Annotated in this window: 21 protein-coding genes; 12 read left to right on the top strand and 9 right to left on the bottom strand. The window is 50.5% G+C overall.

Annotated features, from left to right (window positions below):
• Positions 1 to 425 precede the first annotated feature (425 nt).
• From ACVBEF_RS00360 to ACVBEF_RS00345, 4 genes are all read left to right on the top strand, one after another.
• On the top strand, positions 426 to 1,760 hold the full coding sequence (locus tag ACVBEF_RS00360; protein WP_447121953.1) for a cytochrome C: 1,335 nt from the start codon (positions 426 to 428) through the stop codon (positions 1,758 to 1,760).
• Positions 1,760 to 2,482, top strand: coding sequence for a c-type cytochrome (locus ACVBEF_RS00355; RefSeq protein ID WP_447121952.1), 723 nt, complete (start codon positions 1,760 to 1,762; stop codon positions 2,480 to 2,482). The genes ACVBEF_RS00360 and ACVBEF_RS00355 overlap by 1 nt, the downstream gene beginning before the upstream one ends.
• Before the next feature lie 70 nt (positions 2,483 to 2,552).
• Positions 2,553 to 2,990: a universal stress protein gene (locus ACVBEF_RS00350; RefSeq protein ID WP_447121951.1), complete on the top strand. Its 438-nt coding sequence runs from the start codon at positions 2,553 to 2,555 to the stop codon at positions 2,988 to 2,990.
• 739 nt (positions 2,991 to 3,729) lie between these two features.
• Positions 3,730 to 7,062, top strand: coding sequence for a bifunctional diguanylate cyclase/phosphodiesterase (locus tag ACVBEF_RS00345; RefSeq protein WP_447121950.1), 3,333 nt, complete (start codon positions 3,730 to 3,732; stop codon positions 7,060 to 7,062).
• Between the two features lie 46 nt (positions 7,063 to 7,108).
• Here ACVBEF_RS00345 and ACVBEF_RS00340 read toward each other — a convergent pair whose 3' ends face one another.
• The 3 genes from ACVBEF_RS00340 to ACVBEF_RS00330 form a co-directional block, all read right to left on the bottom strand.
• Complete coding sequence (locus tag ACVBEF_RS00340; protein ID WP_447121949.1) at positions 7,109 to 8,419, bottom strand: CitMHS family transporter; 1,311 nt, start codon at positions 8,417 to 8,419, stop codon at positions 7,109 to 7,111.
• A 180-nt stretch (positions 8,420 to 8,599) separates the two neighbouring features.
• Positions 8,600 to 9,901, bottom strand: coding sequence for an ABC transporter ATP-binding protein (locus ACVBEF_RS00335; RefSeq protein WP_447121948.1), 1,302 nt, complete (start codon positions 9,899 to 9,901; stop codon positions 8,600 to 8,602).
• Positions 9,902 to 9,911: 10 nt separating this feature from the next.
• The gene (locus ACVBEF_RS00330) at positions 9,912 to 11,645 is read right to left on the bottom strand and encodes an ABC transporter permease (protein ID WP_447121947.1); all 1,734 of its coding nucleotides are present in this window, start codon (positions 11,643 to 11,645) and stop codon (positions 9,912 to 9,914) included.
• 246 nt (positions 11,646 to 11,891) lie between these two features.
• Here ACVBEF_RS00330 and ACVBEF_RS00325 point away from each other — a divergent pair, with 246 nt between their 5' ends.
• Positions 11,892 to 12,173: a DUF427 domain-containing protein gene (locus ACVBEF_RS00325; RefSeq protein ID WP_447121946.1), complete on the top strand. Its 282-nt coding sequence runs from the start codon at positions 11,892 to 11,894 to the stop codon at positions 12,171 to 12,173.
• On the opposite strand, the gene ACVBEF_RS00320 is transcribed toward ACVBEF_RS00325, so the two are convergent.
• The gene (locus ACVBEF_RS00320) at positions 12,163 to 12,300 is read right to left on the bottom strand and encodes a hypothetical protein (protein ID WP_447121945.1); all 138 of its coding nucleotides are present in this window, start codon (positions 12,298 to 12,300) and stop codon (positions 12,163 to 12,165) included. The genes ACVBEF_RS00325 and ACVBEF_RS00320 overlap by 11 nt on opposite strands.
• Before the next feature lie 126 nt (positions 12,301 to 12,426).
• On the opposite strand from ACVBEF_RS00320, the gene ACVBEF_RS00315 reads away from it, so the two are divergent.
• Genes ACVBEF_RS00315 through ACVBEF_RS00305 form a run of 3 tightly spaced genes read left to right on the top strand, consistent with a single transcriptional unit; the run spans position 12,427 to position 15,072 of the window.
• The gene (locus ACVBEF_RS00315) at positions 12,427 to 12,723 is read left to right on the top strand and encodes an ArsR/SmtB family transcription factor (protein WP_447121944.1); all 297 of its coding nucleotides are present in this window, start codon (positions 12,427 to 12,429) and stop codon (positions 12,721 to 12,723) included.
• Positions 12,724 to 12,776: 53 nt separating this feature from the next.
• Positions 12,777 to 13,970 (top strand): MFS transporter, encoded by a 1,194-nt coding sequence (locus ACVBEF_RS00310; RefSeq protein ID WP_447121943.1) that lies wholly within the window; start codon positions 12,777 to 12,779, stop codon positions 13,968 to 13,970.
• Positions 13,971 to 14,013: 43 nt separating this feature from the next.
• Positions 14,014 to 15,072, top strand: coding sequence for an alkene reductase (locus tag ACVBEF_RS00305; protein ID WP_447121942.1), 1,059 nt, complete (start codon positions 14,014 to 14,016; stop codon positions 15,070 to 15,072).
• A gap of 85 nt (positions 15,073 to 15,157) precedes the next feature.
• On the opposite strand, the gene ACVBEF_RS00300 is transcribed toward ACVBEF_RS00305, so the two are convergent.
• Together ACVBEF_RS00300 and ACVBEF_RS00295 are read right to left on the bottom strand one after the other, a co-directional pair.
• Positions 15,158 to 16,675 (bottom strand): NAD(P)H-hydrate dehydratase, encoded by a 1,518-nt coding sequence (locus tag ACVBEF_RS00300; RefSeq protein ID WP_447121941.1) that lies wholly within the window; start codon positions 16,673 to 16,675, stop codon positions 15,158 to 15,160.
• A 32-nt stretch (positions 16,676 to 16,707) separates the two neighbouring features.
• A complete protein-coding gene (locus ACVBEF_RS00295; RefSeq protein ID WP_447121940.1) occupies positions 16,708 to 18,024 on the bottom strand; it encodes an FAD-dependent oxidoreductase in 1,317 nt (438 codons plus the stop codon).
• 224 nt (positions 18,025 to 18,248) lie between these two features.
• On the opposite strand from ACVBEF_RS00295, the gene ACVBEF_RS00290 reads away from it, so the two are divergent.
• The 3 genes from ACVBEF_RS00290 (at position 18,249) to ACVBEF_RS00280 (ending at position 21,238) form a co-directional block, all read left to right on the top strand.
• Positions 18,249 to 19,409, top strand: a complete 1,161-nt coding sequence (locus tag ACVBEF_RS00290; protein ID WP_447121939.1) for an AI-2E family transporter — start codon at positions 18,249 to 18,251, stop codon at positions 19,407 to 19,409.
• A 50-nt stretch (positions 19,410 to 19,459) separates the two neighbouring features.
• Positions 19,460 to 20,017, top strand: a complete 558-nt coding sequence (locus ACVBEF_RS00285) for an NADPH-dependent FMN reductase (RefSeq protein WP_447121938.1) — start codon at positions 19,460 to 19,462, stop codon at positions 20,015 to 20,017.
• A gap of 201 nt (positions 20,018 to 20,218) precedes the next feature.
• On the top strand, positions 20,219 to 21,238 hold the full coding sequence (locus tag ACVBEF_RS00280; RefSeq protein WP_447121937.1) for a zinc-binding alcohol dehydrogenase family protein: 1,020 nt from the start codon (positions 20,219 to 20,221) through the stop codon (positions 21,236 to 21,238).
• 48 nt (positions 21,239 to 21,286) lie between these two features.
• Here the strand turns inward: ACVBEF_RS00280 and ACVBEF_RS00275 are convergent, their stop codons facing one another.
• Positions 21,287 to 22,237, bottom strand: a complete 951-nt coding sequence (locus ACVBEF_RS00275; protein ID WP_447121936.1) for a phytanoyl-CoA dioxygenase family protein — start codon at positions 22,235 to 22,237, stop codon at positions 21,287 to 21,289.
• 132 nt (positions 22,238 to 22,369) lie between these two features.
• Here ACVBEF_RS00275 and ACVBEF_RS00270 point away from each other — a divergent pair, with 132 nt between their 5' ends.
• Entirely contained in the window at positions 22,370 to 23,224 is an 855-nt protein-coding gene (locus ACVBEF_RS00270) for a helix-turn-helix domain-containing protein (RefSeq protein ID WP_447121935.1), read from the top strand.
• A 220-nt stretch (positions 23,225 to 23,444) separates the two neighbouring features.
• On the opposite strand, the gene ACVBEF_RS00265 is transcribed toward ACVBEF_RS00270, so the two are convergent.
• Together ACVBEF_RS00265 and ACVBEF_RS00260 are read right to left on the bottom strand one after the other, a co-directional pair.
• A complete protein-coding gene (locus ACVBEF_RS00265) occupies positions 23,445 to 24,401 on the bottom strand; it encodes a hypothetical protein (protein WP_447121934.1) in 957 nt (318 codons plus the stop codon).
• Between the two features lie 295 nt (positions 24,402 to 24,696).
• On the bottom strand, positions 24,697 to 25,782 hold the full coding sequence (locus ACVBEF_RS00260; protein WP_447121933.1) for a hypothetical protein: 1,086 nt from the start codon (positions 25,780 to 25,782) through the stop codon (positions 24,697 to 24,699).
• Positions 25,783 to 26,020: the final 238 nt, after the last annotated feature.

Below are 26,020 nucleotides of genomic sequence, written 5' to 3'. Positions count from 1 at the left end.
CTTGAAGCGGCCAACTGCCGTTTCCAGGTTCAATAGGTTAATGGTCGTTTTTATCAGGAAAACGAATCAATCATCAACCATCTTCAGAGTAGGCAGTAACGTCCATTGCGTCCATAACCGCACTGTTGAAATAGTGGATAGTTCGGAGGTATTTGATGTAAATCAATACTTTATGTCCTGTGCTACAGACTGCCAGATCAGACGATCAGTACCAGGCGAACGATTAGGACGGGCATTCATCAAGTAATAATTATTTATCAACTAATTGATATGCATCAATTTTTCCTGAGAGTGATATCGATAGAATCAAATTCTGATGTGTCTGAAGACCTCAGATGCAGCGTGATAATTGATGATTGTTATAAGCGCCATTCGGCATTTTTTAATACGCATCTCAAAGACGATGAGAAGGGATGGGTTTTCCGATGCATGCATTCATGTCACGCCATCTGGAATTACGGTATTTTCATTTGATCGCTACGATTTTTGTATTGCAAAGCCTTTTGATCGTGTCGGTAGCCTATGCGCTGCCCTCTTTTGCAAGGCAAACCGGGCAAAATTGTGTGGCCTGCCACGCCGGTGGCCAGTTTCCTGAGCTGACGCCGTATGGGCGACTGTTTAAGCTGACCGGTTACACCATCGGGACACGCAGCATTCCTCTATCGGTGATGGCGGTCGGTAGTTTTACCAAAAGTGCGAACCCCGACAGCGATGTGGCGTTTGCCAAGGATGCGGTGGCACTGTTTCAAACCGGAAGCGTGTTCGTCGCTGGCAAGGTTACTGACAATATCGGGGTATTTGTACAAGAGACCTATAACAACTACGATAACCAACATCAGAATACCGGCAAATGGCAAGGCAAGTGGACTTCCGATAATGCCGATGTGCGCTACGCCGACCGTTTCATCGATCCGAATCGGGATCTGATCGTCGGGCTCACTCTGAACAACAATCCTTCTCTGGCCGACCCGTGGAATACCGCTCCGGCCTGGTGGCAATATGTCCCAACACGATTCGGGGTCACCGGACCGGACGCCACCCCCATCATTTCCCAGTTAGGCGCGCAGGCTGCCGGTGTTGGTGCTTATGTATTCTGGAACAAGATGCTCTATGCAGAGCTGGCCGGGTATCAAACTGCGAATGGGGTCTGGTCATTGTTAAGTCAAGGCACGGCGCAGCAGGATCAGACCCAATTGCGCGGTACGAATCCTTATTTACGGCTGGCGCTTAGCCACGAATGGGGACCGCATAGCGCAATGGTTGGTATGTTTGCCATGAATGTCCAAATCTATCCCGATAATCTGCATCCGACCGGCCCGACTACCCGTTATCGTGACCGTGGGATAGATGCCCAATATCAGTATCTGTTGGACCCGCATACGGTCACAGCGCAGTTGAGCTATATCAGGGAGACGATCGGTAATGGCGACGTGACCGGGATTGCCGCCAATGCTTCCAATACCCTCAAGCAACTCAGGCTCAAAGGCAGCTATGTGTATGAGGCAAAGTACGGCGCCAGCTTGAGTTATTTCAGTACGACCGGGACCTCGGATACGACTTTGTACCCGGATGTCGCCGCCAATCCCGATACGCGCGGCTGGGTACCGGAGGTATTTTGGACGCCGGTGCAATACCTGCGTATTGGGGCGCAATACTTTATCTTTAACCGCTTCCACGGCACGACAACTAACTACGATGGGGCAGGCCGCAATCCGAAAGATAACAACACCTTCTTTTTATATGCGTGGGGAGCCTACTGATGAACAGCCCCGACGATGGCGAACCCGGAATGCGTATCGCTGGAATATCTGTGAGGGGGCGCGACAAGTGGGCTCAGCGAACAGTGCTTTCTCTATTTTTGAGTGTGATCGCGATGAGCATCGTTGCTGCTTGTTCACCGGTCGAACGGTCACGTGCACTGGATGATCCCACTATTTCAGCCAACACAATTGCGTTACAAGTTTGTTCCAATTGTCATGGCGTCCAGGGGATTTCTGCTTCGCCGAACTTCCCCCATCTGGCCGCGCAAACGCAACCATATCTGGTAGAACAACTTAAATCCTTCAAAGGGCATGGCCGTTCGGATCCAGCAGGGTTTGAGTATATGTGGGGCATCAGTGCCCGATTGACGGATGTGCAGATTGACGGACTTGCTACTTATTTCTCGGTACAGAAGCCCGCTCCGGGAGTGCGGCGCAATACGACCTTGCTTAAAGACGGCCAGACGATTTTTGAACATGGTATTACCTCAAGCAACACGCCTGCCTGTGTCGCATGCCACGGTGCTAATGGCGAGGGTGTACAACAGTTCCCGCGCATAGCCGGTCAGCATGCGGACTACATCGTCAAGCAATTGATGGTCTTTCAAAGAACCGAACAACGACCGGAAGGCGAGGTGATGAAAAATATCACGCACGCGATGACAACCGAGAATATGGAAAGCGTTGCTGCCTGGCTGGAGGCTATGCCAGCGCGCAAATAAGCGTGACAGATGGCGAAATGCCGATATGTGATCGTCATTTCATATTTGGCCTATTTTCGAGGAGAAAAAAATGTTCAAGCATATTCTTTTGCCCACAGATGGTTCTGCAGCTTCGAACAGCGCGATTCAAAAATGTATTGCGTTCGCAAAAAGTAGCGGTGCGGCCGTTACGGGTATGCATGTGATTCCCGCATTTCATATTTTCACTTATCAGGTAGAGATGTTGGAAGACACCCGAGAGCAATTCAAAAAGCAATGCATCGTCGAGGTCAACGAATATCTTGCACGGATTGACATTGCGGCAAAACGGGCCGGGGTGCAATGCGATACGTTTTACGTCAGTAGTGACCACCCGTATGAAGAAATTATCAAGGCTGCTAAAGATAAGCACTGCGATCTCATTGCCATGGCCTCCCATGGCAAAAAAGGGATGAAAGGACTACTTATGGGAAGCGAGACGCAGAAGGTATTGATGCATAGTCAGATACCTGTGCTGGTATACCGCTAAGTAAGTCCGCACAACTGTTTATACGTCGTTGCCTCAGTCGTACTGTCTGGGTTGGGACGCTCTGGTCTACGCAGTTATGCGGTCTTATTTAAGGTAAGTTCTAAAAACCTGGTGCGTGAATCAATCTCGAATTTCCGACGCTCACCGTAGATTCGGGCGGCTGCAGGTTGAAACATTGTCAATCCCACCTTGATCCGCTCGCTACAGTTTTAAGAGCTTCCCTTAACCGACGTTACGCAGGCTTAATTGCAAATGATTGTTTAGCTCCCTTCTCCGGCCAGCGGGAGAAGGGAGCTACTTCAGGCCGCGTAACATCAGTTACTCAAGCGATTTTTGTATCGCCTTCGATTGAAGATGTAATGAGCGCCCAATGAAAAGGGCTGTGTAATGCGAAGTCCTTGTTTTGACAGCGTCACTTTTCAAGACAGCATTGCTAGCGAAGCATACGCATTTTTTTGTTGTAAAAATATAACGAAAAATATTAATAATGGGCGATAATCGTCAATTCATACAATTTGTGCAATTCATGCAGTTTGTACATTTAACAAATACTTTATAGGCATTTTAAATATAAAAGTTACACCTTGGAAACAATTGCGCCTATGATAAATCCTGCCTCGATACATTCTGTATCGATTCTTAAAACTCTTCCTTAGGGATTTTTAAGACACTTTAGCCCTATAACTTACATTTTCATTTTCATAAGCCAACGTCTTTTATGCATCAACTAAGTACGTTTTTGAAAAATGAATCCAGCGGGCATTGGATCAAAGTCACCTGGCCGTTGCTAGTCACTGCCGTGTTGTTAGTCGTATTGGCGGCCTTCAGCATGGATATGCTGTCGTCGGTGCGCGGTTATGTCGCAGGAGAGGGACTGTACTCAAAGGCGCAGAAAGATGCGGTTGCTTACTTGCTGGAATACACGACCACTCGCGATGAGCAACAATATCAATCGTTTCTGAGCGCCATCGCGGTCCCACAAGGGGATCGCGAAGCACGGTTAGAGTTGGAGAAACCTGCGCCCGATTTGAACATAGTGCGGCAAGATTTTCTTCAAGCGCTGAACCATCCGGATGACATCCCAGGCATGATTCGCTTGTTTCTACGTTTTCGCCACGTCAATTTTATGGATGTGGTCGTGTCGATTTGGGCCGAAGCTGATCATCGGATAGAAGGTCTGACTGCGCTGGCAGAACAGCTCCATGATGAGACGATTTCCAATAAATATAACGCTGCGTCCTCTCGCGCCTCCCGCGAGCGCATCAAGGCAATTAATCTGTCTCTGAATCAATTGGAAGCCGATTTTTCTTTCAATATGGGAGAGACAGCGCGCAAAGTGCAGCGTCTTTTGTTACTGGGAACCTTGGTAATTGGTATCTGTTTGACGGTGATAGGCAGCCTTATATCGCGTGCTATTCTCAGGAAAACACAACGCGTTCAACAAGCGCTCAAAATCAGCGAAGAACGCTTGCACCTTGCTATGGAAAGTACTGGCGACGGTTTATTGGATTGGAATATCAGCGCAAATAGCGTGTATTGCTCGCCACGTCTGCTGGCCTTGTTTGAGGAGGTGGACGATGGCATTGCACGCACTGCGTCAGACCTGTTGCAATTTATCGATCCGCAAGATCTTCATCTAGTACGCTCATCGGCACAAAAACATTTACGCAATAACGCTCCCTATGACATCAAATTTCGGATTGTGACCGCATTGGGCAAGATGCGATGGGTGCATTTGCACGCGCATTTTGCACTTAATGCCAGCGGCAAATCAATACGGATGACGGGGGTCGTCACCGACGTGACTGAGCGTAAAAAAGAGGCTCTGGATTTAATTCGTTCCAATCGTGCTCTTCAAATGCTCAGTCGCTGTAGCGAAGCCGTTATTCGAACGGAAAACGAACATGACTTACTGTTTCAAATATGCAGCATCGCTGTCGATATCGGCGGCTATCGGACCGCGTGGGTAGGGTATGCCCAAGATGATGCAGCGAAGTCCATTACGCTTGAATCCTATGCTGGCAATCATCACGACGGCGCTTTCCTCAATCAGATTAATCTTAGTTGGGCTGACGATGTGCCATCTGGCATAGGACCTACCGGGCGCACCATTCGTGGCGGCTTACCGATCATCGTTGATGACATGGGACGAGATGCCACTTTATTCGCGTGGCAGGTCGATGCGCAGCATGCAAGTTCTCGTGGTGGAATCTTTTTGCCGCTGTCGGACAAAAGCGGAACCTTCGGCTTGCTGGCTTTATATTCTGAAGAAGTCATCGCTGTATCCGCCGATGAAATTAAACTGATTAAGGAGATGGCGGCCGATCTGGCTTTTGGCATTAGCAGCATCCGTGCCGATGCACAGATTCGGGATCAGGCATCGCTGCTCGACAAGGCGCAAGACGCGATTATTGTGTGTGCAATGGACCACCGCGTTTTGTTTTGGAATAAGAGCGCCGAACGGCTCTACGGTTGGACCCAGGAAGAGGTGTTCGGTCTGCCAATCCAAGATCGGCAATTTAATTATCTGGCCGTCTTTAATGAGGCCTATAGCAATCTGATCGATAGCGGCGAATGGAGCGGCGAGATCCTCAAACCAAGTAAGAGCGGCGTAAAGCTCACCGTAGAAACTCGTTGGACGCTGGTGCGAGACGCCGCCGGTAAACCGCAGTCGATTCTTGCCATCGACACGGATATCAGCCAACGCAAGACTGCAGAAAGTGCCATTGAGCACCTGGCCTTTTACGATCCTCTGACTTTGCTGCCTAACCGGTTACTCCTCATCAATCGACTGCAAGAAGCGTTGACGGTAAACAGACATAACCGTACGGGCGCATTATTATTTATTGATCTCGATAACTTCAAAACGATCAACGATACCCTCGGGCACGACACTGGCGATTTGTTGCTGCAACAAGCTGCATTGCGTCTTGGGACATGCGTACGGGCGAGTGACACCGTGGCCCGTTTGGGGGGCGACGAATTCGTCGTCATGCTGCCAGGGCTGGACGCTTCGCTGGCGATAGCGGCAGCGCAAGCAAAGACGGTTGGCGAAAAAATACTAGCTATTCTTAGTCATCCTTACCAGATCGCCGGAATTGAACATCACGGTACTGCCAGTATCGGTATTACGCAGTTCAGCAACCAACAAGACTCAGTTGGAGATTTATTGAAGCATGCAGATTTGGCGATGTATCAAGCCAAGGCCGCCGGACGTAACACTATGCGTTTCTTCGATATCGAGATGGAGGCTGAAGTCAATACGCGTGCCGTCATGGAAGTCGATTTGCGGCTAGCCTTGCTGCATCAGGAATTTTTGCTCTACTACCAGCCTCAGATGAATGGCGACGGTGCTGTAACCGGGGCTGAGGGATTAGTGCGTTGGCAGCATCCACGACGTGGTTTGGTGCTGCCCGGCGAATTCATTCAGTTGGCCGAAGATACCGGACTCATTTTGCCGCTGGGGATGTGGGTGTTAGAAACCGCCTGCGCGCAACTGGCAACCTGGGCCACACAGCCCGAAACGGCGCAATTGATCCTCGCCGTGAATGTCAGCGTACGGCAGTTTCGGCATGTCGATTTTGTGGAAACGGTGCTCAAAGTTCTGGACCAAAGCGGTGCAAATCCATACCTGCTAAAGCTGGAGATTACCGAGAGTCTGATGGTCGACAATGTGGAGGCCACCATCGCCAAGATTACCGCATTGAAAGAGCGCGGCGTGCGTTTTTCGTTAGATGACTTTGGCACCGGTTATTCGTCTCTTTATTATCTGAAGCGACTACCGTTGGATCAATTGAAGATTGATCAGTCTTTTGTCCGAGACATCCTGACGGACCCCAATGATGCCGTCATTGCCCAAAGTATTATTGCCTTAGCAAGCAGCCTTGGATTAACAGTGATTGCCGAAGGCGTGGAAACCGAAGCCCAGATGAACTTCCTCGCCGATCATGGTTGTCATGATTATCAAGGCTATTTGTTTAGCAAGCCTTTGCATATTGATCAGTACGAGATGTTTTTGCTTGCGCATAATCGGAGCAAAAAATCGGGAAAGACGACGTTGAGTTTGATTTGATGGAGAGAAAAAGCCCGAACCCGGGCTTTTTACAGTGTATTGACCGTCAAAACAGACCAAGCCCGAAAGCAATCGCAAATAGCACAATCGAAAATCCCCACATCCAGAATAAAGCGTAGCGAATATAGTGACCGATTTCGATCTGCGCCAAACCTAACGCCAACCACAAGGCGGGCGAAAACGGACTGATAAACGTCCCAAGAATATTGCCAATGGTGAGCGCGTAGACGATATTTTCAGTCGGCACGCCATGCTCGGAGACGATTTGCACGACCACAGGCAGCAGGCCGAAATAGTACGCATCGGTGCTCAAAATGAGTTCCATAGGCAGACCAAAGAAACCCAGCAGAATATGCAGATGCGGAACAATCGATGCGGGAAGCACTAATACGAGATCGGTTGCAATGGATTTGAGCATGCCGCTGCCGTCCATGATGCCTAAAAATGATCCGGCGGCGAGGATAATGCCGCCCATCATTAACGCATTTTGTGCGTGGGAGGCGATCCGTTTTACCTGATCGTCAACAGTCGGGTAATTGAGGATCAGCGCGACCGATAAGCCAATCATAAAAATATACGCCGCGGGCAGGACTCCCATCACCAGAGAGCCAAGTACGCCTAAAAAGAGAGCGGTATTGAGCCACATCAGACGGGGGCGCAAAAGTGCCTCTGCTTCTGCTGACAGTTGGTCATCTACGGCATATTCGGCATACCCATTGACGTCGTCTCGGTGCAGTTTGCCAGCCCGGATGCGACGTTGTTCAGCGATCCCCAAAAATGCTGCCAGGGCGACCAGCAGCACAGCACCAATCGCCTGTATCGTGATCAATGGTCGCCATAGCGCGGTGACTTCAATGCCTGTGATCGCTGAGGCACGTCCAAGCGGCCCGGCCCACGGCAGCATATTGAAAATGCCCGCGCCGATGGCGAGCAACATCAACATCAGATACGGACTCATTTTGAGTTTGCGATACAGCGGTAGCAAGGCGGGAATCGTCAACAAAAATGTGGTTGCGCCAGCGCCATCCAAATGTGCCAGCATGCCCAGTATTGCAGTACCGATGGCCACGGCAATAACGTTGCCCCTGGTGAGGGTAATCATGGCACGTATCATTGGCCGGAACAGTCCGGTATCTTGCATCACACCAAAAAAGGTGATGGCAAAGATAAACATCGTAGCGACCTGTGCGACCTTGGACAAACCGGTGACGTAGAACCCACCGATCTCGGGAAGAGGAAATCCAGCTAGTAGCGCGCCAACAAACGGGATCACTACAAGGCCGACAATGGGTGCGACTTTTTTAAACAGCAGCAGGACAAGCGTCAATATAGTGAATAGTCCGATAAATGTAAGCACTGGCGCATCCTTATAACGTGAGGGATTTATCCTTTCAGCGCATCAATTGCTCTGCAATAGGAATAAAAAAAGCCCGAAAATCGGGCTTCTGAGATGCGTCTATAGGTAAAAAGTTCAGATGGCGTACAAATGAGAGGGATGCGCTGCTGTATCAGACATGTGATGACGCGTGGCAGTAGGTTAACTAGCAATATCCTCCAGACTAAATATCTCTCTTTTATCGTCATACGAAAATATTTCAGCGTAGCGTCCCCAGCGAATAATCGCGTCGATTGTTTCTTCAGCCGCGTCATCGCTCAGATAATCTTCCAGCTCTTGTTGAAAACGTGCACGCGGGGCGCGCTGGCCTTTTCGTTCTTGCAGAATAGTTTTGATGCGCGCCGCCAAAGGGACCTGGCGTAGCAACTGTTGTGCAAAGACTTGTTTGCGTTGCTGGACGCCGTGTTCGGCAAACTCTATACCGAGTGTGGTGAGGGTGATATCGCCTTCTTTCATTTCAGCGAATCCCAGACAGTGCAGGACTTCGGCAACGGGAAACAAATCGTCCACTTCGAGATGTAGTTGCGCTGAAATATCCGGCATGTCTGCGCGACCGTTGTAAGGCGCTGCGGCCAGCGTTTCTAATAGACCCGCCATCAGGTTGGTCGATACCGGTGTTAAGCGACTGCCGAGTTCCAGCAAAGGGCTGCTGCGACTGGACGCCGGTTGCAATCTGGCCGTCATTTTGGCGTAGATGTCATCGACCAATTGACGGAAGGCCGGATCGAGTCGGTTACGTGGATGGGCAAACGGGACTTTGATCTCGGCAATGATGCGGCCCGGATTGGACGATAGCACCAAAATCCGGTCGCACATAAAGACCGCTTCTTCGATGTTATGGGTGACGATTAAGATCGACTTGATCGGCAAACGACCATCGTTCCACAAGTCGAGCAGATCGGTACGCAAGGTCTCTGCTGTGAGTACATCAAGGGCCGAAAAAGGCTCGTCCATCAGCAGCAAAGTAGGGTCCACCACCAGCGCTCTGGCAAAGCCGACCCGTTGTCGCATGCCGCCCGAGAGTTCGCGCGGATAGGCGTTTTCAAAGCCGTCCAGACCAATCAGATCAATCGCTGCCAGCGCACGTTTGCGCCGTTCGGCGGGCGGCGTGCCGAGTGCTTCCAGACCGGCTTCGACATTGTCGAGAACGGTCAGCCAGGGGAATAGGGCGAAGGTCTGAAATACCATCGCAATCCCGTCGGCCGGTCCATGGACCGGTTCGCCGCGATAAGTAACGTCGCCGCCGGTGGGTTTGATTAGGCCAGCAATGATGCGTAATAAAGACGACTTTCCGCAACCCGAACGTCCTAGCAGGCCGACGATTTCGCCTTCATGCAAGGTCATGCTGACATCATCAAGCACCAATAATTCGCCCTGCGACTTGGCAAAGCCGCGCCGGACACGGTTCACATTCAGGATTTGGTTTTCAGTTATTTTTGGCATCGGATTTAGCTCATTCAGCATTTAATTTGTTGTTGGCGTATTTGTACATTGGTCGCCACAGCATGCGGTTAAACAGCACGACAAACAGTGACATGACGGCGATCCCTAAAATGATGCGGGGAAAGTCACCAGCGGCGGTGTACTGCGCAATATACGAACCCAAGCCGTGGGCGATAAGTTTGGTGTCGCCCCAGGAGACTGACTCTGCAACGATACTGGCGTTCCAGGCACCGCCCGAGGCCGTAATGGCGCCGGTCACGTAATACGGCAGAATCCCCGGCAGCATGGCTTTACGCCACCATTGCCAGCCGCGAATTTTAAAATTCGCGGCCACTTCGCGATAGTCGTTCGGATAGGCCATTGCACCGGCGATCACGTTAAACAAGATGTACCACTGGGTCCCCAACACAATGAGCGGACTGAGCCAGATATCAGGATTGCCATTAAAACGCACAATCAAAATCACAAATACCGGAAACAGCAGATTGGCCGGAAAGGCGGCCAGAAACTGTGCCAGTGGTTGAATTTTTTCAGCCAGACGCGGCCGTAATCCGATTAAGACCCCTAGCGGGACCCACACCAGAGAGGCAATCACGATAAGCAATATCACGCGCAGCAAGGTGTAGACGGCCAGCAGCAGAACAGTGCCGACTTCGCCGAGGCTGACCTCCTTGCCGACAAAGGCAACCACTTGCCACACCAACCAGCAACCGATGAGCAGAATCGCAGCATTCCATACGAAGTCCACCAGTTTACTCGGCGCTTGCTTGATTTTCTTGCCGCTGGTGGTGCCCGGTGTTAAACGCAAACGGGCCGTGATCACGCGGCGAAACAGACGTCCAAACGGGGCCAGTATTGCTTGGATCAAACGGGTGCGTTGCACCAGATTGAGTAGCCATGAGGATGGCGAAAACTGCGCGGTGGTGTTTTCCATGCGGAATTTGTCGGCCCAGGCGACTAAAGGCCGGAACAATAATTGATCGTAGGCAATGATCACCAGGGTCATGACCACAATCACCCAACCGACCGCACTCAGGTCACGCTCGGTAATTGCCAGTGCCAGATAGGAGCCTACGCCGGGCAGGGTAATACTTTTGTTGCCGACCGTGATGGCCTCTGCTGCGACGACAAAGAACCAGCCGCCGGACATACTCATCATCATGTTCCAGATCAGGCCGGGGATGGCGAAGGGAACTTCGAGCTTCCAGAAGCGTTGCCATCCAGATAGGTGAAAACTGCGCGACACTTCTTTTAAATCATCAGGAACGGTGGTTAATGACTGGTAAAAACTGAACGTCATATTCCACGCTTGACTGGTGAAGATGGCAAAGATAGCCGCCAGTTCGGCCCCGATCACGCGTCCGGGAAAAAGTGCGATGAAAAAAGTCACCGTAAATGAGATATAGCCCAGTACCGGTACCGATTGCAGGACGTCGAGCGCCGGGATCAGGATTTTTTCGGCCCGTTTGCTTTTAGCGGCAATGGTTGCGTAGATCAACGAAAACAACAGCGACGCAGCCATGGCGGCCAACATCCGCAAGGTCGTGCGCATGGCATATTCAGGCAGGTTGCCGGGGTCGAGCGTGACCACATTGGTCGTCAGGCTTGATAACGGTGCCAGCGTTTCCTTCACGCCGATTCCGCTGAAGGCAATGATGCCGATAACGAGGGGGAAAACCAAAAAATCCCAGCGATTCGGGGTCAGTCTTTTTGATAAAGGTAATGCTTGAACATTTAATGTCATGCCTGGAATTCCTGATTACTAAAGTTCTTGGTTACATTGCTTGGTTACATTAAATCGCACCACGGTTATTGATTTGATTGCTGTAAGCTCCCAGATCGACATAATATATTTTTTCACCATCCGGCATGCACCTTAACAAGGGAATATTGCAATCTGATGACATAGTTTTGAAAAGTTAAAAAAGTTACAATAAGCCGCTACCATATATCTGCTCACCAACCTCCCCATCACGACTCAGGACAAAAAATGAAAGCTATCTGGAATGCCATCGTCATCGCCGAATCGGACGATACCGTCGTTGTCGAAGGAAATCACTATTTCCCACAAGCATCCGTTAATCCGGCTTTTTTGAAGCCAAGTAACACAACGTCGGTGTGTGGTTGGAAAGGCACTGCCAATTACTACACGCTGGAGGTGGAGGGCAACACTAACCCGGATGCTGTGTGGTATTACCCTGAGCCCAAAGACGCAGCAAAAGACATTCGTGGGCGTCTGGCGTTTTGGAAGGGTGTAAAAGTCACGCCGTAGTTTTTTCAGCAGCCGCCCACTCTGCCTTGATCAATGACATTAAGGCCAGCGTGGAGCGTGCAAAACAGAGCGCTACCTTCTGCGCGCTTTGATATTTACCTTCCCGCACATGCACGCGTGTGATCATTTTTCGCCATGCTCAGCAATGTTTTCATTAATATCGTAATATTGCGATATTAATTTCTGGATATGACAATATTTGTTTCTGTAAAAGACGATAAGACTTAAGCCAACCTTACACAACCTGCCATCCATGAACTTCGACCTCATACATAAAGCCCTCGCCAATCCTGTTCGGCGGCAAATACTTCAGTGGCTCAAAACGCCCAATGAATATTTCTCCGAGCAGGAATATCCGCTGGAAATGGGTGTTTGTTGCGGACTGATTGATAAGCGCACCGGATTGTCCCAGTCGACGGTATCAGCCCATTTGGCAACGTTGCAACGTGCCGAGTTGGTGAGTGTCAAGCGGGTAGGGCAATGGGTTTTTTATCGTCGTAACGAAGAGACTATTCAGACGTTTTTGGCGCATATGAATGGTGATTTATAACCAAAAGTGATGCATTCCAATGCATTTATATTGAGTTCTTATAAAGATTTGTCATGCCCTTAGCTCTCCTTGTTCTCGCGCTTAGCGCTTTTGCCATCGGTACTACCGAGTTTGTCATCATGGGTTTGTTGCCCGATGTGGCCCGTAGTCTCGCGGTTTCCCTTCCCAGCGCTGGCTGGTTGATTAGCGGATATGCGTTGGGCGTGGCGATCGGCGCACCAATCATGGCGGTGGCGACAGCATCGTTGCCACGCAAACGCGCTTTGCTCGTCCTGATGGGGGTATTTATTGTCGGTAATCTGATGTGCGCGGTGGCGGCGGATTATGGATTTTTGATGTTTGCACGCGTGGTGACCGCGCTTTGTCACGGTGCTTTCTTCGGCATCGGCTCGGTGGTCGCCGCTGGCCTCGTGCCAGAAAATCGGCAAGCCTCTGCGGTCGCATTAATGTTTACCGGGTTGACATTGGCTAACGTCCTTGGCGTACCGCTAGGTACTGCGCTCGGTCAGTTTGCTGGTTGGCGCATTCCATTCTGGGCTGTGGCGGTTCTTGGCGTGCTGTCGTTCATCGGATTAGCGCGCGTGTTGCCGACAGATAAGGATGAGAAAAAGGCGGATTTGCGCAGCGAATTCAAACAATTACGCAGTGCCGGTATTTGGGCTGCGTTGGCGACAACGACCTTCTTTTCGGCGGCCATGTTTGCATTGTTTACTTACGTTGCACCCTTGCTTGAGCAAGTCACGCACGTCACCCCAAGTGGTATCACGTGGACCCTGTTTTTGATTGGATTGGGCCTCACAGCAGGGAATTATATCGGCGGACGGTTAGCCGATTGGCGTCTGGGTGTTGCATTGACTGCCATCTTTTTCGTCATGGCACTAGTGACGGTGGCGCTGAGATGGACCAGCGTGGCGCTGATACCGATGGAAATTAACTTATTCATCTGGGCGATGGTGACCTTTGCGGCGGTTCCCGGCTTACAAGTCAACGTGATGTTATTTGGCAAGGCCGCACCTAATTTAATAGCGACACTTAATATCGGCGCTTTCAATGTCGGTAACGCCCTCGGTGCATGGGTTGGCGGTCTGGTAATCGGTCATGGACTGGGGCTGGAGTCGATTCCGCTGGCCGCTGCCGGGCTTGCTTTGATCGCTGTAGTGGCAATGCAGATATCTGTGCGATGTTTGCGTCGTGCAGAGAAAAATACAGCAGCAACCATATCAACAGTTTCTACAGTGATGGGCTGATCCCACCGTTCCCTTTTTTAATAACCTAACTGGCTATCAAACTATGACTACATTATTCGACCCTATCAAACTTGGCGATTTAGAATTGCCTAACCGCATCATCATGGCCCCACTCACACGTTCCCGCGCTATCGGCGACGGTCGCGTACCGAATGCATTGATGACCCAATATTATGTGCAGCGCGCTTCCGCCGGTCTGATCATCAGCGAAGCCACCGCCGTCACGCCGCACGGTGTCGGTTATGCCGATACGCCAGGCATCTGGTCCGACGAACAAGTCGCCGGTTGGCAGCAAGTCACCGCTGCGGTACACGCCGCTGGTGGCCGGATTGTGCTGCAACTGTGGCACGTTGGCCGTATCTCGGACCCTAGTTTTCTCAATGGTGAATTGCCGGTTGCGCCAAGCGCGATTGCGGCAGAAGGCCACGTCAGCCTGTTACGTCCAATGCGGGACTTCGTCACACCGCGTGCGTTGGAGCTGGCAGAAATTCCAGGCATCGTTGCGGCCTATCGCAAAGGCGCAGAAAACGCCAAAGCAGCCAACTTTGACGGTGTCGAAGTCCACGGTGCAAATGGTTATCTGCTGGATCAATTTTTACAAACCAGCACCAATCAACGCACCGATATCTACGGCGGCTCGCTGGAAAATCGCGCACGCTTGATGCTGGAAGTCACCGACGCCTGTATCGACGTCTGGGGCGCAGCGCGGGTCGGTATGCATTTGTCGCCAGGATGCGACCTGCATACGATGGGGGACGCCAATCCGCTGGAAACATTCAGCTATGTTGCGCGCGAACTTGGCAAGCGCGGCATCGCGTTTATCTGCGCCCGCGAAGGCCAAACGCCAAATCGTCTGGGCCCGCAATTGAAAGAAGCGTTTGGTGGCGTCTATATCGCGAACCAGCAACTGACCAAAGCCGCAGCGCAAGACATTCTGGCAAAAGGGGAGGCTGATGCTGTCGCGTTTGGTCAGTTGTTTATCGCTAATCCTGATTTGCCACTACGTTTGAAGCTGGACGCGCCGCTTAATACGCCTATATCGGAAACTTTCTATTCTCCGACATCGGAAGGCTACGTTGACTATCCTGCGCTGGCAGCATAAAACCAGCCTTCCTATAGTTTAGGTACTCGTAAAAAATCGTGCACAGATTTGATTCTGTTCACGATTTTTTTGTTTTGTAGCGGCCTTATTTGCTGCTTGTTTCAGTAAGCTCATTGAACACACTGCGCACCGCAGGAATCAACTCTCCGGCAGTCATGCCAATCGGTCCACATCCTTGTGCCACCAGAATATCAGCCGCACGCCCATGCAGCCAGACCGCCCCTAATGCAGCATCCCAATCGGACCAACCCTGCGCCAACAATGCGCCGCAAATGCCGGATAAAACATCACCGCTGCCGCCGGTTGCCAGGCCCGGATTGCCAGTCGGATTGATCACCGCGTAGCCATCCGGGCGGGCGATGATACTGCCAGCACCTTTGAGCACCACTACGGCATTAAAGCGCTGCGCCATGCTGCGTGCGGCACGCAGACGGTCAGCCTGTATTTCTGCTGTGCTCATGCCGAGCAGCCTTGCTGCTTCCAAAGGATGCGGGGTCATGACGGTGAGCAATCCCGAAAGTCGGCGTTGGGCGACTAATTGTTGCAACGCTGGCTCACCCGCAATCAAATTCAAGGCATCCGCATCGAGCAGCAAATGGCTTTGCGCTTGCAATGTGTTAACCAACAGATCATGCGCTGCTTGAGAAACGCCCAGCCCGGTGCCGACGACCAACGTTGACAAAGCCAGATCGATATCCGTTGCATGTCGACACATTAACTCCGGCTGGCCGCTATCGACAGCAGGCGCAGCATCCAGAAATCCGATAAACACTTTGCCAGCACCCGATTTAAGCGCAGCGCGTCCGGCCAGAATCGCCGCGCCTGCCATGCCTTCTGCGCCACCAATCACGGCGACATTGCCAAAACTACCTTTGTGGGTAGTACGTGCGCGGGGGCGTAAATTGCCAGCGAACAAGTCGGGCCCGTTGAGCCAGCATTGCGGCGGCGGTAAAAGATCAGGAGGAATGTCCAGTCCAGCAACGCTGACCGACCCCGCATAGTCCGGGCCATCGCCGCTATGCAAACCGGTTTTGTCGCCGATAAACGTGATCGTGTGATGCGCAACGATGGCCATGCCGTCGGGGCCGACCACCATCCCGGTATCGGCATCTAGTCCGGTCGGCACATCCAGCGCCAGCACCGGACAATGCAGGGTGTTGATGGTCGCAACAAGACTGCGCAATGGACCGTCCAGCGGGCGGGTTAGTCCGATACCGAGTAAACCATCGATGACCAGGGACCACGTAATGCTATCGATCGTAAAGAATTGTTCCGGCGGCATCAAATGCACGCCCGCACGGGTTGCGCGACTCAGTGCATTGGCAGCGTCGGCGGGGTATGGTCGATCCGTTGGCAATACCAAGGCGACGACTTCTGCGCCTGACTTGGTGAGGATGGCCGCCGCCTCCAACGCGTCGCCGCCATTATTGCCGGGGCCGACTAACACTAAAATACGCGCTCGATGGGCACTGCCCGGGATCAGGTCCAGCGCGGCATCGGCGGCGGCTTTGCCTGCGCGCTGCATCAATGTATACGGCGGCAATTGCTGCTGCGCCGCGTGTTCAATGGTGCGAATTTCTGCGCTTGCGTAGAGCGTCGTCATGATCAGTCTGCCTAAGGTTCAGTGTTTAAACGTCAACGCCGATAGCGTGCCAGCGTCAAGCCATCTGTATCGATCTCAGGCGTGCGACCCGATAGTTGGTCGGCGACGATGTTTGCCGCTCCTAACGCCATGCTCCAGCCGCTGCCGCCATGCCCGATGTTGATGTAGACATTGCTGCTACCGGTTGCGCCCACTAACGGCACTTCGTCGGCCAGCATCGGGATATGACCGGTCCACATTTGCGCATTGTGATAATTGGCCGCATCGGGATACCAGTCTTGGGTCACTTTTAATAGCGTACGCAAAGCCTTATCATCAATCGTTGTATCAGTTGCGCCCAATTCAGCAATCCCGGCGATGCGGATTCTTTCGCCGAAGCGTGCCATCGTCACGTTATAGGCATCATCTTGCAGCGCTAAAGTAGGGGCTGCGTCATGATTTTTGACCGCCGCCGTGGCGGTATAGGTTTTGACCGCTTGCAAGGGGACTTTGATGCTGAGTTTTTTGAGCAAGGCCATGCTACCAACCCCAGCGGCAACGACGACCGCGTCGGCATGCAAAACATCCTTGCCGATCTTCAACGCTACCCGGCTATCCTGCGGCTCTACGGCATCGACTTTCAGACCGAAGTGACATTGCACGCCAGAAGCAATCGCCAGGGATTTCAATTGTTTGGTAAATAAAGTGCAATTACCCGACGCCAATTCTGGAAAATACAGCCCGCCTGCGATATTGCGTGAGGTGGCCAGCGCCGGTTCCAAGGTCTGCGCCGCTGCACTATCGAGCAACTTAAAGGCGACGTTACGCTCAGATAACATTGCCTGCAATGGTGCGGTGGCGGCGAGTTCTTTTTCTGTGCGAAACAGTTTGAGCAGGCCGTGGCTTTGCTCGTAATCGAGTGGGTGATGTTGTTGTAGTTGTAGCAAGATGTGCTGGCTATAAGAGGCCAGACGTTGCATCCGCTCACATTGCAATTGGTAACGCTGCAACTCTGGCCCGGAGGTCCAGTGCAACAACCAGCGCCACAGCGAAGGACTCAGACGTGCGTTGAGTATTGTGGCCGCTTCCTGACTAAATACACCGCTTAAGATACGGCGACGCATGCCGTTAATGGCCCAAGGCGTCGTCGAGGCGGTAGCCAGCATGCCTGAGTTGCCTAAGGTCGCCACTTCGGCGACGTTACGGCGTTGCTCAATAAGGGCGACTTGATGGCCGGCCTGGGCCAAAAAATAAGCGGTAGACATGCCAATGATGCCGCCGCCGATGACGACAACTTGTTTTCGGGTCGGCTTCAGCGGTTTTAGCAGCGTTTGATTGCGGTACTCTTGATCCATCACTATTTTGCTCAATGTAAATCGACTGCTTTCAATAACGACCCAACCGTCATGGCGCATGATGAAGGCACAACGCGGAGGCACGCACTTACACCAAAAGAGGCGAGCAGAATCATACCTTGAATCAATGCAACGCTTTGCATGAAGGTTGACGACCGCAACGTTGAATATCCTTAATTGTGGACAGATAATGTGTCATCGCCCCAGTTTTTAAAGGGGCCGATCAGGTGGGTCACGCCATGCAAATAAACAATAGCCAACCCGACGACGCCAAACCTGAGGCCGCTCTCGATGCAGCAAGCACGGAAGCGCGCGTCGACGATCCTGATAATGCTGTTGCGCCAGTTTCTCAGCCGATCATTTCAGGATTGACCATGATGACGACCATCGTATTTATTTTTGCCCTGCAATGGGCGCAAAAATTTTTGACGCCCTTGGTTTTTGGTATCTTTCTCGCCTATACGCTCAGTCCTGTCGTGGGCTGGTTGCAGCGCTTAAAAATACCAAGAGTGGTCGCTACGGCCATTGTGCTGTCAGCCATCCTCGGCGGCGGCGTAGTCGTCACCAACGCCTTGCGAGGTGAGTTTCAGTCGATCATGGAGCAGCTACCGGAAGCCTCGCATAAATTATCCAGAGGGCTTGCCAAGTTGCGTGGCACCCAGCCAACGACGATAGATCAAATGCAGGCAGCAGCCAACGAAATTGCGAAAGCTACCGGCGGTCAACCAACCCTGCGTGCACCTACGCCGGTCTCTAAACTGAGCGAATGGTTACTGGCCGGCTCGTTAGGCGCTGTAGGTTTTCTGGGACAGGTGCTGGTGGTTCTGTTTCTGGTGTTTTTCTTGTTGCAATCGGGTGATACCTTTAAGCGAAAAATAGTCCGACTAACGGGGCCGACATTAAGCCAAAAAAAAGTAACCGTGCACATTCTCGATCAGATCAATACCGCGATTCAACATTACATGTTCATGCTGTTGGTGACCAATATGTTATTGAGCTTGCTGATGTGGATAGCATTTCGACTCATCGGGTTGGATAACGCTGGTGCATGGGCGGTCGCCGGCGGCGTATTGCACATCATTCCGTACTTCGGGTCGCTATTGATCGCTATCGCCACCGGTCTGGCTGCCTTCATGCAGTTCGGGACTTTTTCCATGATGCTGTTATTGGTGGGTATCTCGCTGGGGATTGCCACGATCGTCGGCACCTTAGTGACCACCTGGATGACCGGAAAAATTGCCAAAATGAATCCCACTGCGGTATTTGTCGCGCTGCTATTTTGGGGATGGTTATGGGGTATTGCCGGTTTGTTGATCGGTATTCCGATGGTAGTCATCATCAAAGTCATCGCTGAGCATGTGGAGGGCTTGTCGCCTATTGCTGAGTTGTTGGGCGAGTGAGTGTGGTGTGTTCTATCTTTAAATCGTTGTCATTTTAAAGGAGCAACAACATGAGTAATTCCGCAATCAACATCCTCGGTATTTCCGGCAGTCTGCGCCATGGCTCGTTCAACACGGCGGCATTACGCGCCGCGATCGAACTGGCGCCCGACGGTGTCAATATTACGCAAGCCGATATTTCCCAATTTCCTCTGTACAACGAAGACGTCAAGGCGCAAGGCTTTCCGCCAGTGGTAGAACTTTTTCGCCAGCAAATTCGTAACGCAGATGCCATTCTTTTTGTCACGCCTGAGTACAACTATTCGGTCCCCGGTGTATTGAAAAATGCCATCGACTGGGCCTCGCGTCCACCGGAGCAACCATTCGCAGGTAAACCTGCAGCCATCATGGGCGCCAGTCCGGGCGCACTCGGCAGCGCCCGCGCCCAATATCATTTGCGCCAGATCGCAGTATTTCTCGATTTAAAAATGTTGAATGGTCCGGAAGTGATGATCGGGAGCGCTGCCGATCGCTTCGATAGTGCTGGCACACTGATTCATGCACCTACGCGTGAATTTATTAAGAAGATGTTGGTGGCACTGCAGGATTGGACGTTGAAATTACAGTAATAGTGGGGGTGATATGTTGATGCAGGCCAAAAACAGGCCGTACATAAAATAAAGCATGCCAAACGCGCATAATGAGCGGCTTAGGGGTGGCACAGCGTGCTACCCCCATTTGTTGATGACTTCCATCCCTATTAAAAAATTGCCCCTTCCCAGCAAATCGCCTGCCGATCTGCCATTCAATCTTCACTCCAAGGATCGCCCATGAAAGCCATTGCATTAACCCACTATTTGCCGATCGATCATCCGGAGTCCCTGTTTGACGTCACACTACCCAAGCCAGTGCCGCAAGGCCGCGATTTACTGGTCAACATCAAGGCCATCGCCGTCAATCCGGTAGACACCAAAGTGCGTGCGCCTAAGGACAAAGTTGAATCAGTGCCACGTGTTTTAGGCTGGGATGCCGCCGGAATTGTAGAAGCGGTAGGCCCGGATGTGAGCCTGTTCAAGGTCGGCGATAAAGTGTTTTATGCAGGCGACATCACGCGCCCTGGCAGCAACAGCGAATATCAATTAGTCGACGAACGCATCGTCGGCAACATGCCATTGACGCTCGATTTTGCACAAGCCGCAGCATTGCCATTAACCGCCATCACCGCCTGGGAGGCTTTATTTGACCGCTTGCACGTGGTGACCTCTTTGCATCCCGCTCCTGCTAAAACGATCCTGATGATAGGTGGCGCAGGCGGTGTAGGCTCCATTGCGATTCAGTTAGCCGCCAAAGTTGCCGAGCTGACCGTGATCGCAACCGCATCGCGTCCAGCATCTGAAAAATGGGTGCGTGAACTAGGCGCGTATCATGTCATTAACCACTTCGGCGATATCCCAGCGCAATTGCAAGCACTGGGATTGGCGACGGTTGATTACGTCCTGATCCTTAACGATACCGATCAACATTTTCCAACGGCTGCCGCCGTCATCGCACCGCAAGGCACGATTTGCACCATAGTCGAAAACGCAGCACCGTTGCAGATCGATCTCCTCAAGACAAAAAGCGCCGGTTTCGTCTGGGAATTCATGTTCACACGTGCGATGTTTCAGACCCCGGACATGCAAGAGCAGGGCAATTTATTGAACGAAGTCGCCCGTTTGATAGACAGTAAAGTTCTTGTTACTACGGTAGGGCAGGTTTTGACGCCAATTAATGCAGTCAACCTGCGGCAAGCGCACGCTACGTTGGAGGCGGGGCATGCGATTGGAAAGATTGTGTTGAGGGATTTTTAAAGCGGCAAGGAGAGACGGTGTTGGCGTGACATTATTTGTCACCGCGTTTTACCAAGATTTCTTGCCCAAAATCTTCTCCCCCAATTCGCTCAACTGTGCCAACGGATAGCGTGTGTTTTCCCATTCACGCGGGTCGCCAGGAAACGCATAGCCGTCCGGCGGCGTCCGTTGCGCCCAACTCGCCACCCGCCAATCGCGCAATTGCGTTTGTTCTTCCCGTGCCGGTGTATAGGCGATGTACTGCGCCAGCCGTACCTGATCGGTCGAAGTATTAGGACGGATGCCGTGCGCCAGCAAGCTGTTAAAAATGAGCAGATCACCAGCTTGCATCGGCACGAACTGTAATTTCCACGGTAGCGAGTCCACATCCGGGCGTAACGGATTGCGGTCCTTGGGTGCGCTCTTGCGCCACTCTTCAAAATGCTGGAACAGTTCGGGGATGCATTGAAAGCCGCCGCCTTCCGGTGTGGTGTCCGACAGCGCCAGCACACCTTGAACATTCACCGGTAGCGGTTCGAGCGAAGTGTCGGCATCCCAGTGGATAAAGCCGCCAAAACGCCGCGCACCTTGGTTTGGTGTGTTCAGGTTGGCGCGGTCTAGGGTGACCCATAGGTCTTCGCGATCCCAAATATCGACGAAGGCATCAACGATGCGCGGCGTTTGCCGGTTGTCCCATAAGGTCTGGTGATGATAGGCCTCGACCATGCCAGAACCGTTGAGCTCTTTCATTTCGTGATCGCGTAATTGGGCGCGGTTCCAGGTATCCGGTGCGTTGCAGTTCATCTCTTGAAATTCCCACAGGAAATCCACCGTACGTTGCACTTGCTCCATGCTGACAGCTTGTTTAACGATCACGTAGCCATAGGTTTGCCAATATAGAAAGTCACTAGCCGACAACACGCGCAGCGGCAACGTTTTCTGGATGTCGCGTAGTTGTTCCTGATCGGGGTAGAGCACGGATGGGTTGCTTGGGCGTTGCTTGTTATGAGGTTGTTGCATATATATCTCCTGATTGGTTTTATAGGCAGCGGATGACTGAAACCCATTTTCTAACGACAGAAGCGCAATGATTTCGCTGCAACACTCCGTTATTAATACTATTCTGACGTAATTATCTTTCGAAAGATCAGAATGCGACCGCAATACGAACATCTCACTCTGTCACCCGGCCAGTCCTGGCAGTTGTTGTGGCGCGAACTGCCTGAGCTACCGTTTCTCTGGCATTACCATCCCGAGTTCGAACTCACCCTGACCTTGAATGCACGCGGCCAGCGCTATGTTGCCGATCATCTGGCGGACTTCAACGATGGTGATTTGGTACTGCTTGGGCCGAATTTGCCACATACCTGGTCGGCCAGCGAACGGATCGCGCCCGAGCAGCCGATGCTGGCGGTGGTAGTCTGGTTTTCGCGAGACTGGTTAGTGCAGTTGCAAACCAGCTTGCCGGAACTGGGCGGCTTGTTACAGCTAGGCAAGCGGGCCGACAGGGGATTGCAGTTCTCGGCCGAGACAGCGACCAGTGTCCGACCCTTAATGCTGCGTCTGGAAAAACTTGCCCCGGCGCAGCGCTTGCCGCTACTGCTGGAACTACTGCTGTTGCTAGCGCAAGACGCGCAGGCGCAACCGTTGGCATCAGTGGCATCCGCTTCCATCGCATTGGATATACAACGCCAGCGGATGGGGCGGGTATTGGATTATATGCATGCACATTTCCCGATGGAGTTGCCAGTGACATTGTTAGCCGAGCGCGCAGCCTTATCGGTGGGAGCTTTTCATCGCTTCTTCAAACGTCATACCCATTTGACAGTGACGGCGTATCTTACCCAGTTGCGCATTGGCAGCGCTTGCCAGCAACTGATCCAGACTGACAAGGCGATCGGTGTGATAGCCCAAGAGTCGGGCTACCGCAACCTGGCCCATTTCAATCGCCAGTTTCGTGGGGCGAAAGGCATTAGCCCGCGTGCTTTCAAACAGAGATATAGATAATAAAAAGACCATATAACTGTTGATGTGTAGCAGCGCCTTTTTGTCGTACTACCTGCTCTGGGACAGGGGACGTTCTTGCTTAACTGTGAGAAGTTGTTGAGATATAGACCATAGTTAGAGTTGACCGGATTAAGAGCGTGCGCCATATTTAATCCAGTCAATATTACTAATTATATTTTTGCAAACTCATTCATTATACTTATGCATTTTATTATTGTGATTAATATTCCAGCGGGGGGAATCGTATGCCGGTATCGTATAAGTTTACTTGTTCGCAATCGCGTAAAATATACATTGCATGTGCTCTACTATGGTCTATAACGTCATTATCTTCAAAGTTGATTAACTTGCATTTCATAATTTTTTCATGGTTTTCTATTTTATTTCCATTTGAGTATATATATTTTGGAATCCATGCTTGAACCACTGCAATATTTCCAATACCTTCTTTTACATACAAAAGTGGCAATTCTAATGCTTTAGTTGGATCCCTTACCGTATTTTTCAAAAGATAGTCATACACTTGTATATCCGGAGATTCAGTCATATCAGTTGTAATTTCTCTTCCTGATTTTGATAAATCCGATTTATGCACCACAAACGGAATTGGTTTCCCATAGTATTGATTATATTTTAGAAATTTAACAATATCGTCTGCAGTTAATTTAGAATTCTGTGTTAGATCGCTTATACTATTTAATTCATCAGTTTCTTTTCCCGTCAAAAAGGCTAATGTGGCCATCGGAACTTTAAAAACTTTATTTTTCTCAAACTGTTGTAAAGCTTTTTCTGAATAAGGATCATCCTGATAATATGCAGGTTTAACAGTCGGAGTGCGTTGTAACGTTTCTAAACTAATTGCTTTATGACGTATTAGATCGTCGAAATGCACTGTATTGTCTGCATTGTCTGGTTTTTCAGCCAGATCAGTATGTTTAAGGCAAAAATTAAGAGAGGGTGCTTGTTTATTAGCGTCAGATGTGGCGTCTTTTTCCACATCGAATTGGTATGATTTGTTGGTTTGGGCTATCAAAAAAGTATTGCTTGCGTTCGCTAATCCGGCAGCTAAGGTTGATGCTTCCCTTGTTGTCGGACCTATCGGACCTGTCGAAGATGTAACGGTATTACATTGGCGTGACGGTATTGGGAGGGTGTTGGGTCTTGTTGCAGAGAACATATTTAAAACTCCATTAGTTTGTTAAAGTATCCGTTGTGGACTTTACTAGCTATTGAGAGTATTTTCTTTCATTTAATACCTAAATAATTGATAGTAATTACTAATTTACTTGAATATAATTTTAGAAAATTTAAAATTATAAAATGAAATAGAGGCGGCATAAAAAATAGCGCTGATATACTATTTCTCATATCGCCCCCATTATTTTAATGTTGATAATTAATTAAAAGATGAATTTTAATATTTTTCATCGAAATTCATTAGTTTTCTGGTTGAGGTTGTTTTTAATATAATATTAATCCAAAAATTTCTTGATTCTGTCAAGCATAGATGGTTTTTGCATTTCCTGTTTTATTGGAAACCGTTTTCTAGTTTCGTATAACCACATTTCGTCGCAATCATTAAGACTGGTTAGATTGGTAGACGCCTTGTTGTCGATGCTGCCGTCTTTTTTATAAGTAGTTATTTGGTGATGATCACTTGAAATACCTGTTTTAGGATTTTTTTCCACCCATGAGGTAATTTTAGCAATATGTCCGACGCCATTTTTAACAAATAATAAAGGTAGTTTTAGTAAGTAATTCGGATTTTTTTTAGTGCAATCTTGTATGTACTCTTGTACCCGTTCAGCCGGGGTGCCATGCCCCCATTCAAAATTTACAAACGTGCGTACTTCTCCACAATACCCATTTAGTTTGCAATATTGAAAAGCATGTTCAGCGGTTACTGCAGATTTCTTATTATCTATATTAATTAATTGAGCAGAATTTTTTTGTATAAACGGATTAAGTAGAGTTTCGATATTTTCAAAAACTGGTTTGGTTTTGTAATGCCCAAAACGATCGCACTGATGCTCTTGGGTGGGATCAACATGGAAATTATCTTGCAGTTGTTCCATGCTGATAGTGCTTCCAGGAGCTGGATTAAACTCTTTTTTAAGAGCGATTATTGGGGTGGGCTCTTTATGGGAGCTATATTGGTGTTGGAATCCTGCTCCTGGATTAATCCTGAAGTCTCTGATATGTCCCGTAGGCTCGGGTATCTTAGGCATTACTTTCCCCCGACCTGATGTAGGAAATGTGCCGCTATTTTGCGGGGCTGCATTGTTCGCCTTCGCTAAATTGATATTGAATTGCGGTGTGGAGGTCGCGTAGTTTGCAACGCTTTCAGCAGGTTCGCGAACTGGTGCGAAAAGATCCTGAAATAGTGCATTGTCAGGTGGCTGCCCGTTGACGGTTTCTGTCGGAGGAGGATTGCTTACATTGGCGAGGCTCGAAGCAATTGACGAGGCGTTGTCCGTTACGATGCTTGTTCGTGTCTCTGGCGTGACAATCTCATGCTGGCCACGTGGAATTGCTGGGCTGTTAGGGATCGGATTCATAAGAATATTTTTTAAGTTCGTTAGGTGGTCAAAAACTGAGCGCCGAAGTCTACAAACAATCTCCGTCTGTTTCTTCCACAAAATGCCTATAAATTATTTGGTTTAACGCTTGCAATGTGCAGGTATTCTCTTGAGCAGGCTCTTGGCGATCACAGGGCAAACGTTCATTTGGACAGTTTTTTGCGGATGCGTTTGCTTGCGCAACCCACGCGCCAGCGCCTTCCCTACGCTGTATAAT

The sequence above is a fragment of the Glaciimonas sp. GG7 genome (assembly GCF_052976905.1).
This window is presented reverse-complemented; position numbering and strand designations above follow the sequence as displayed.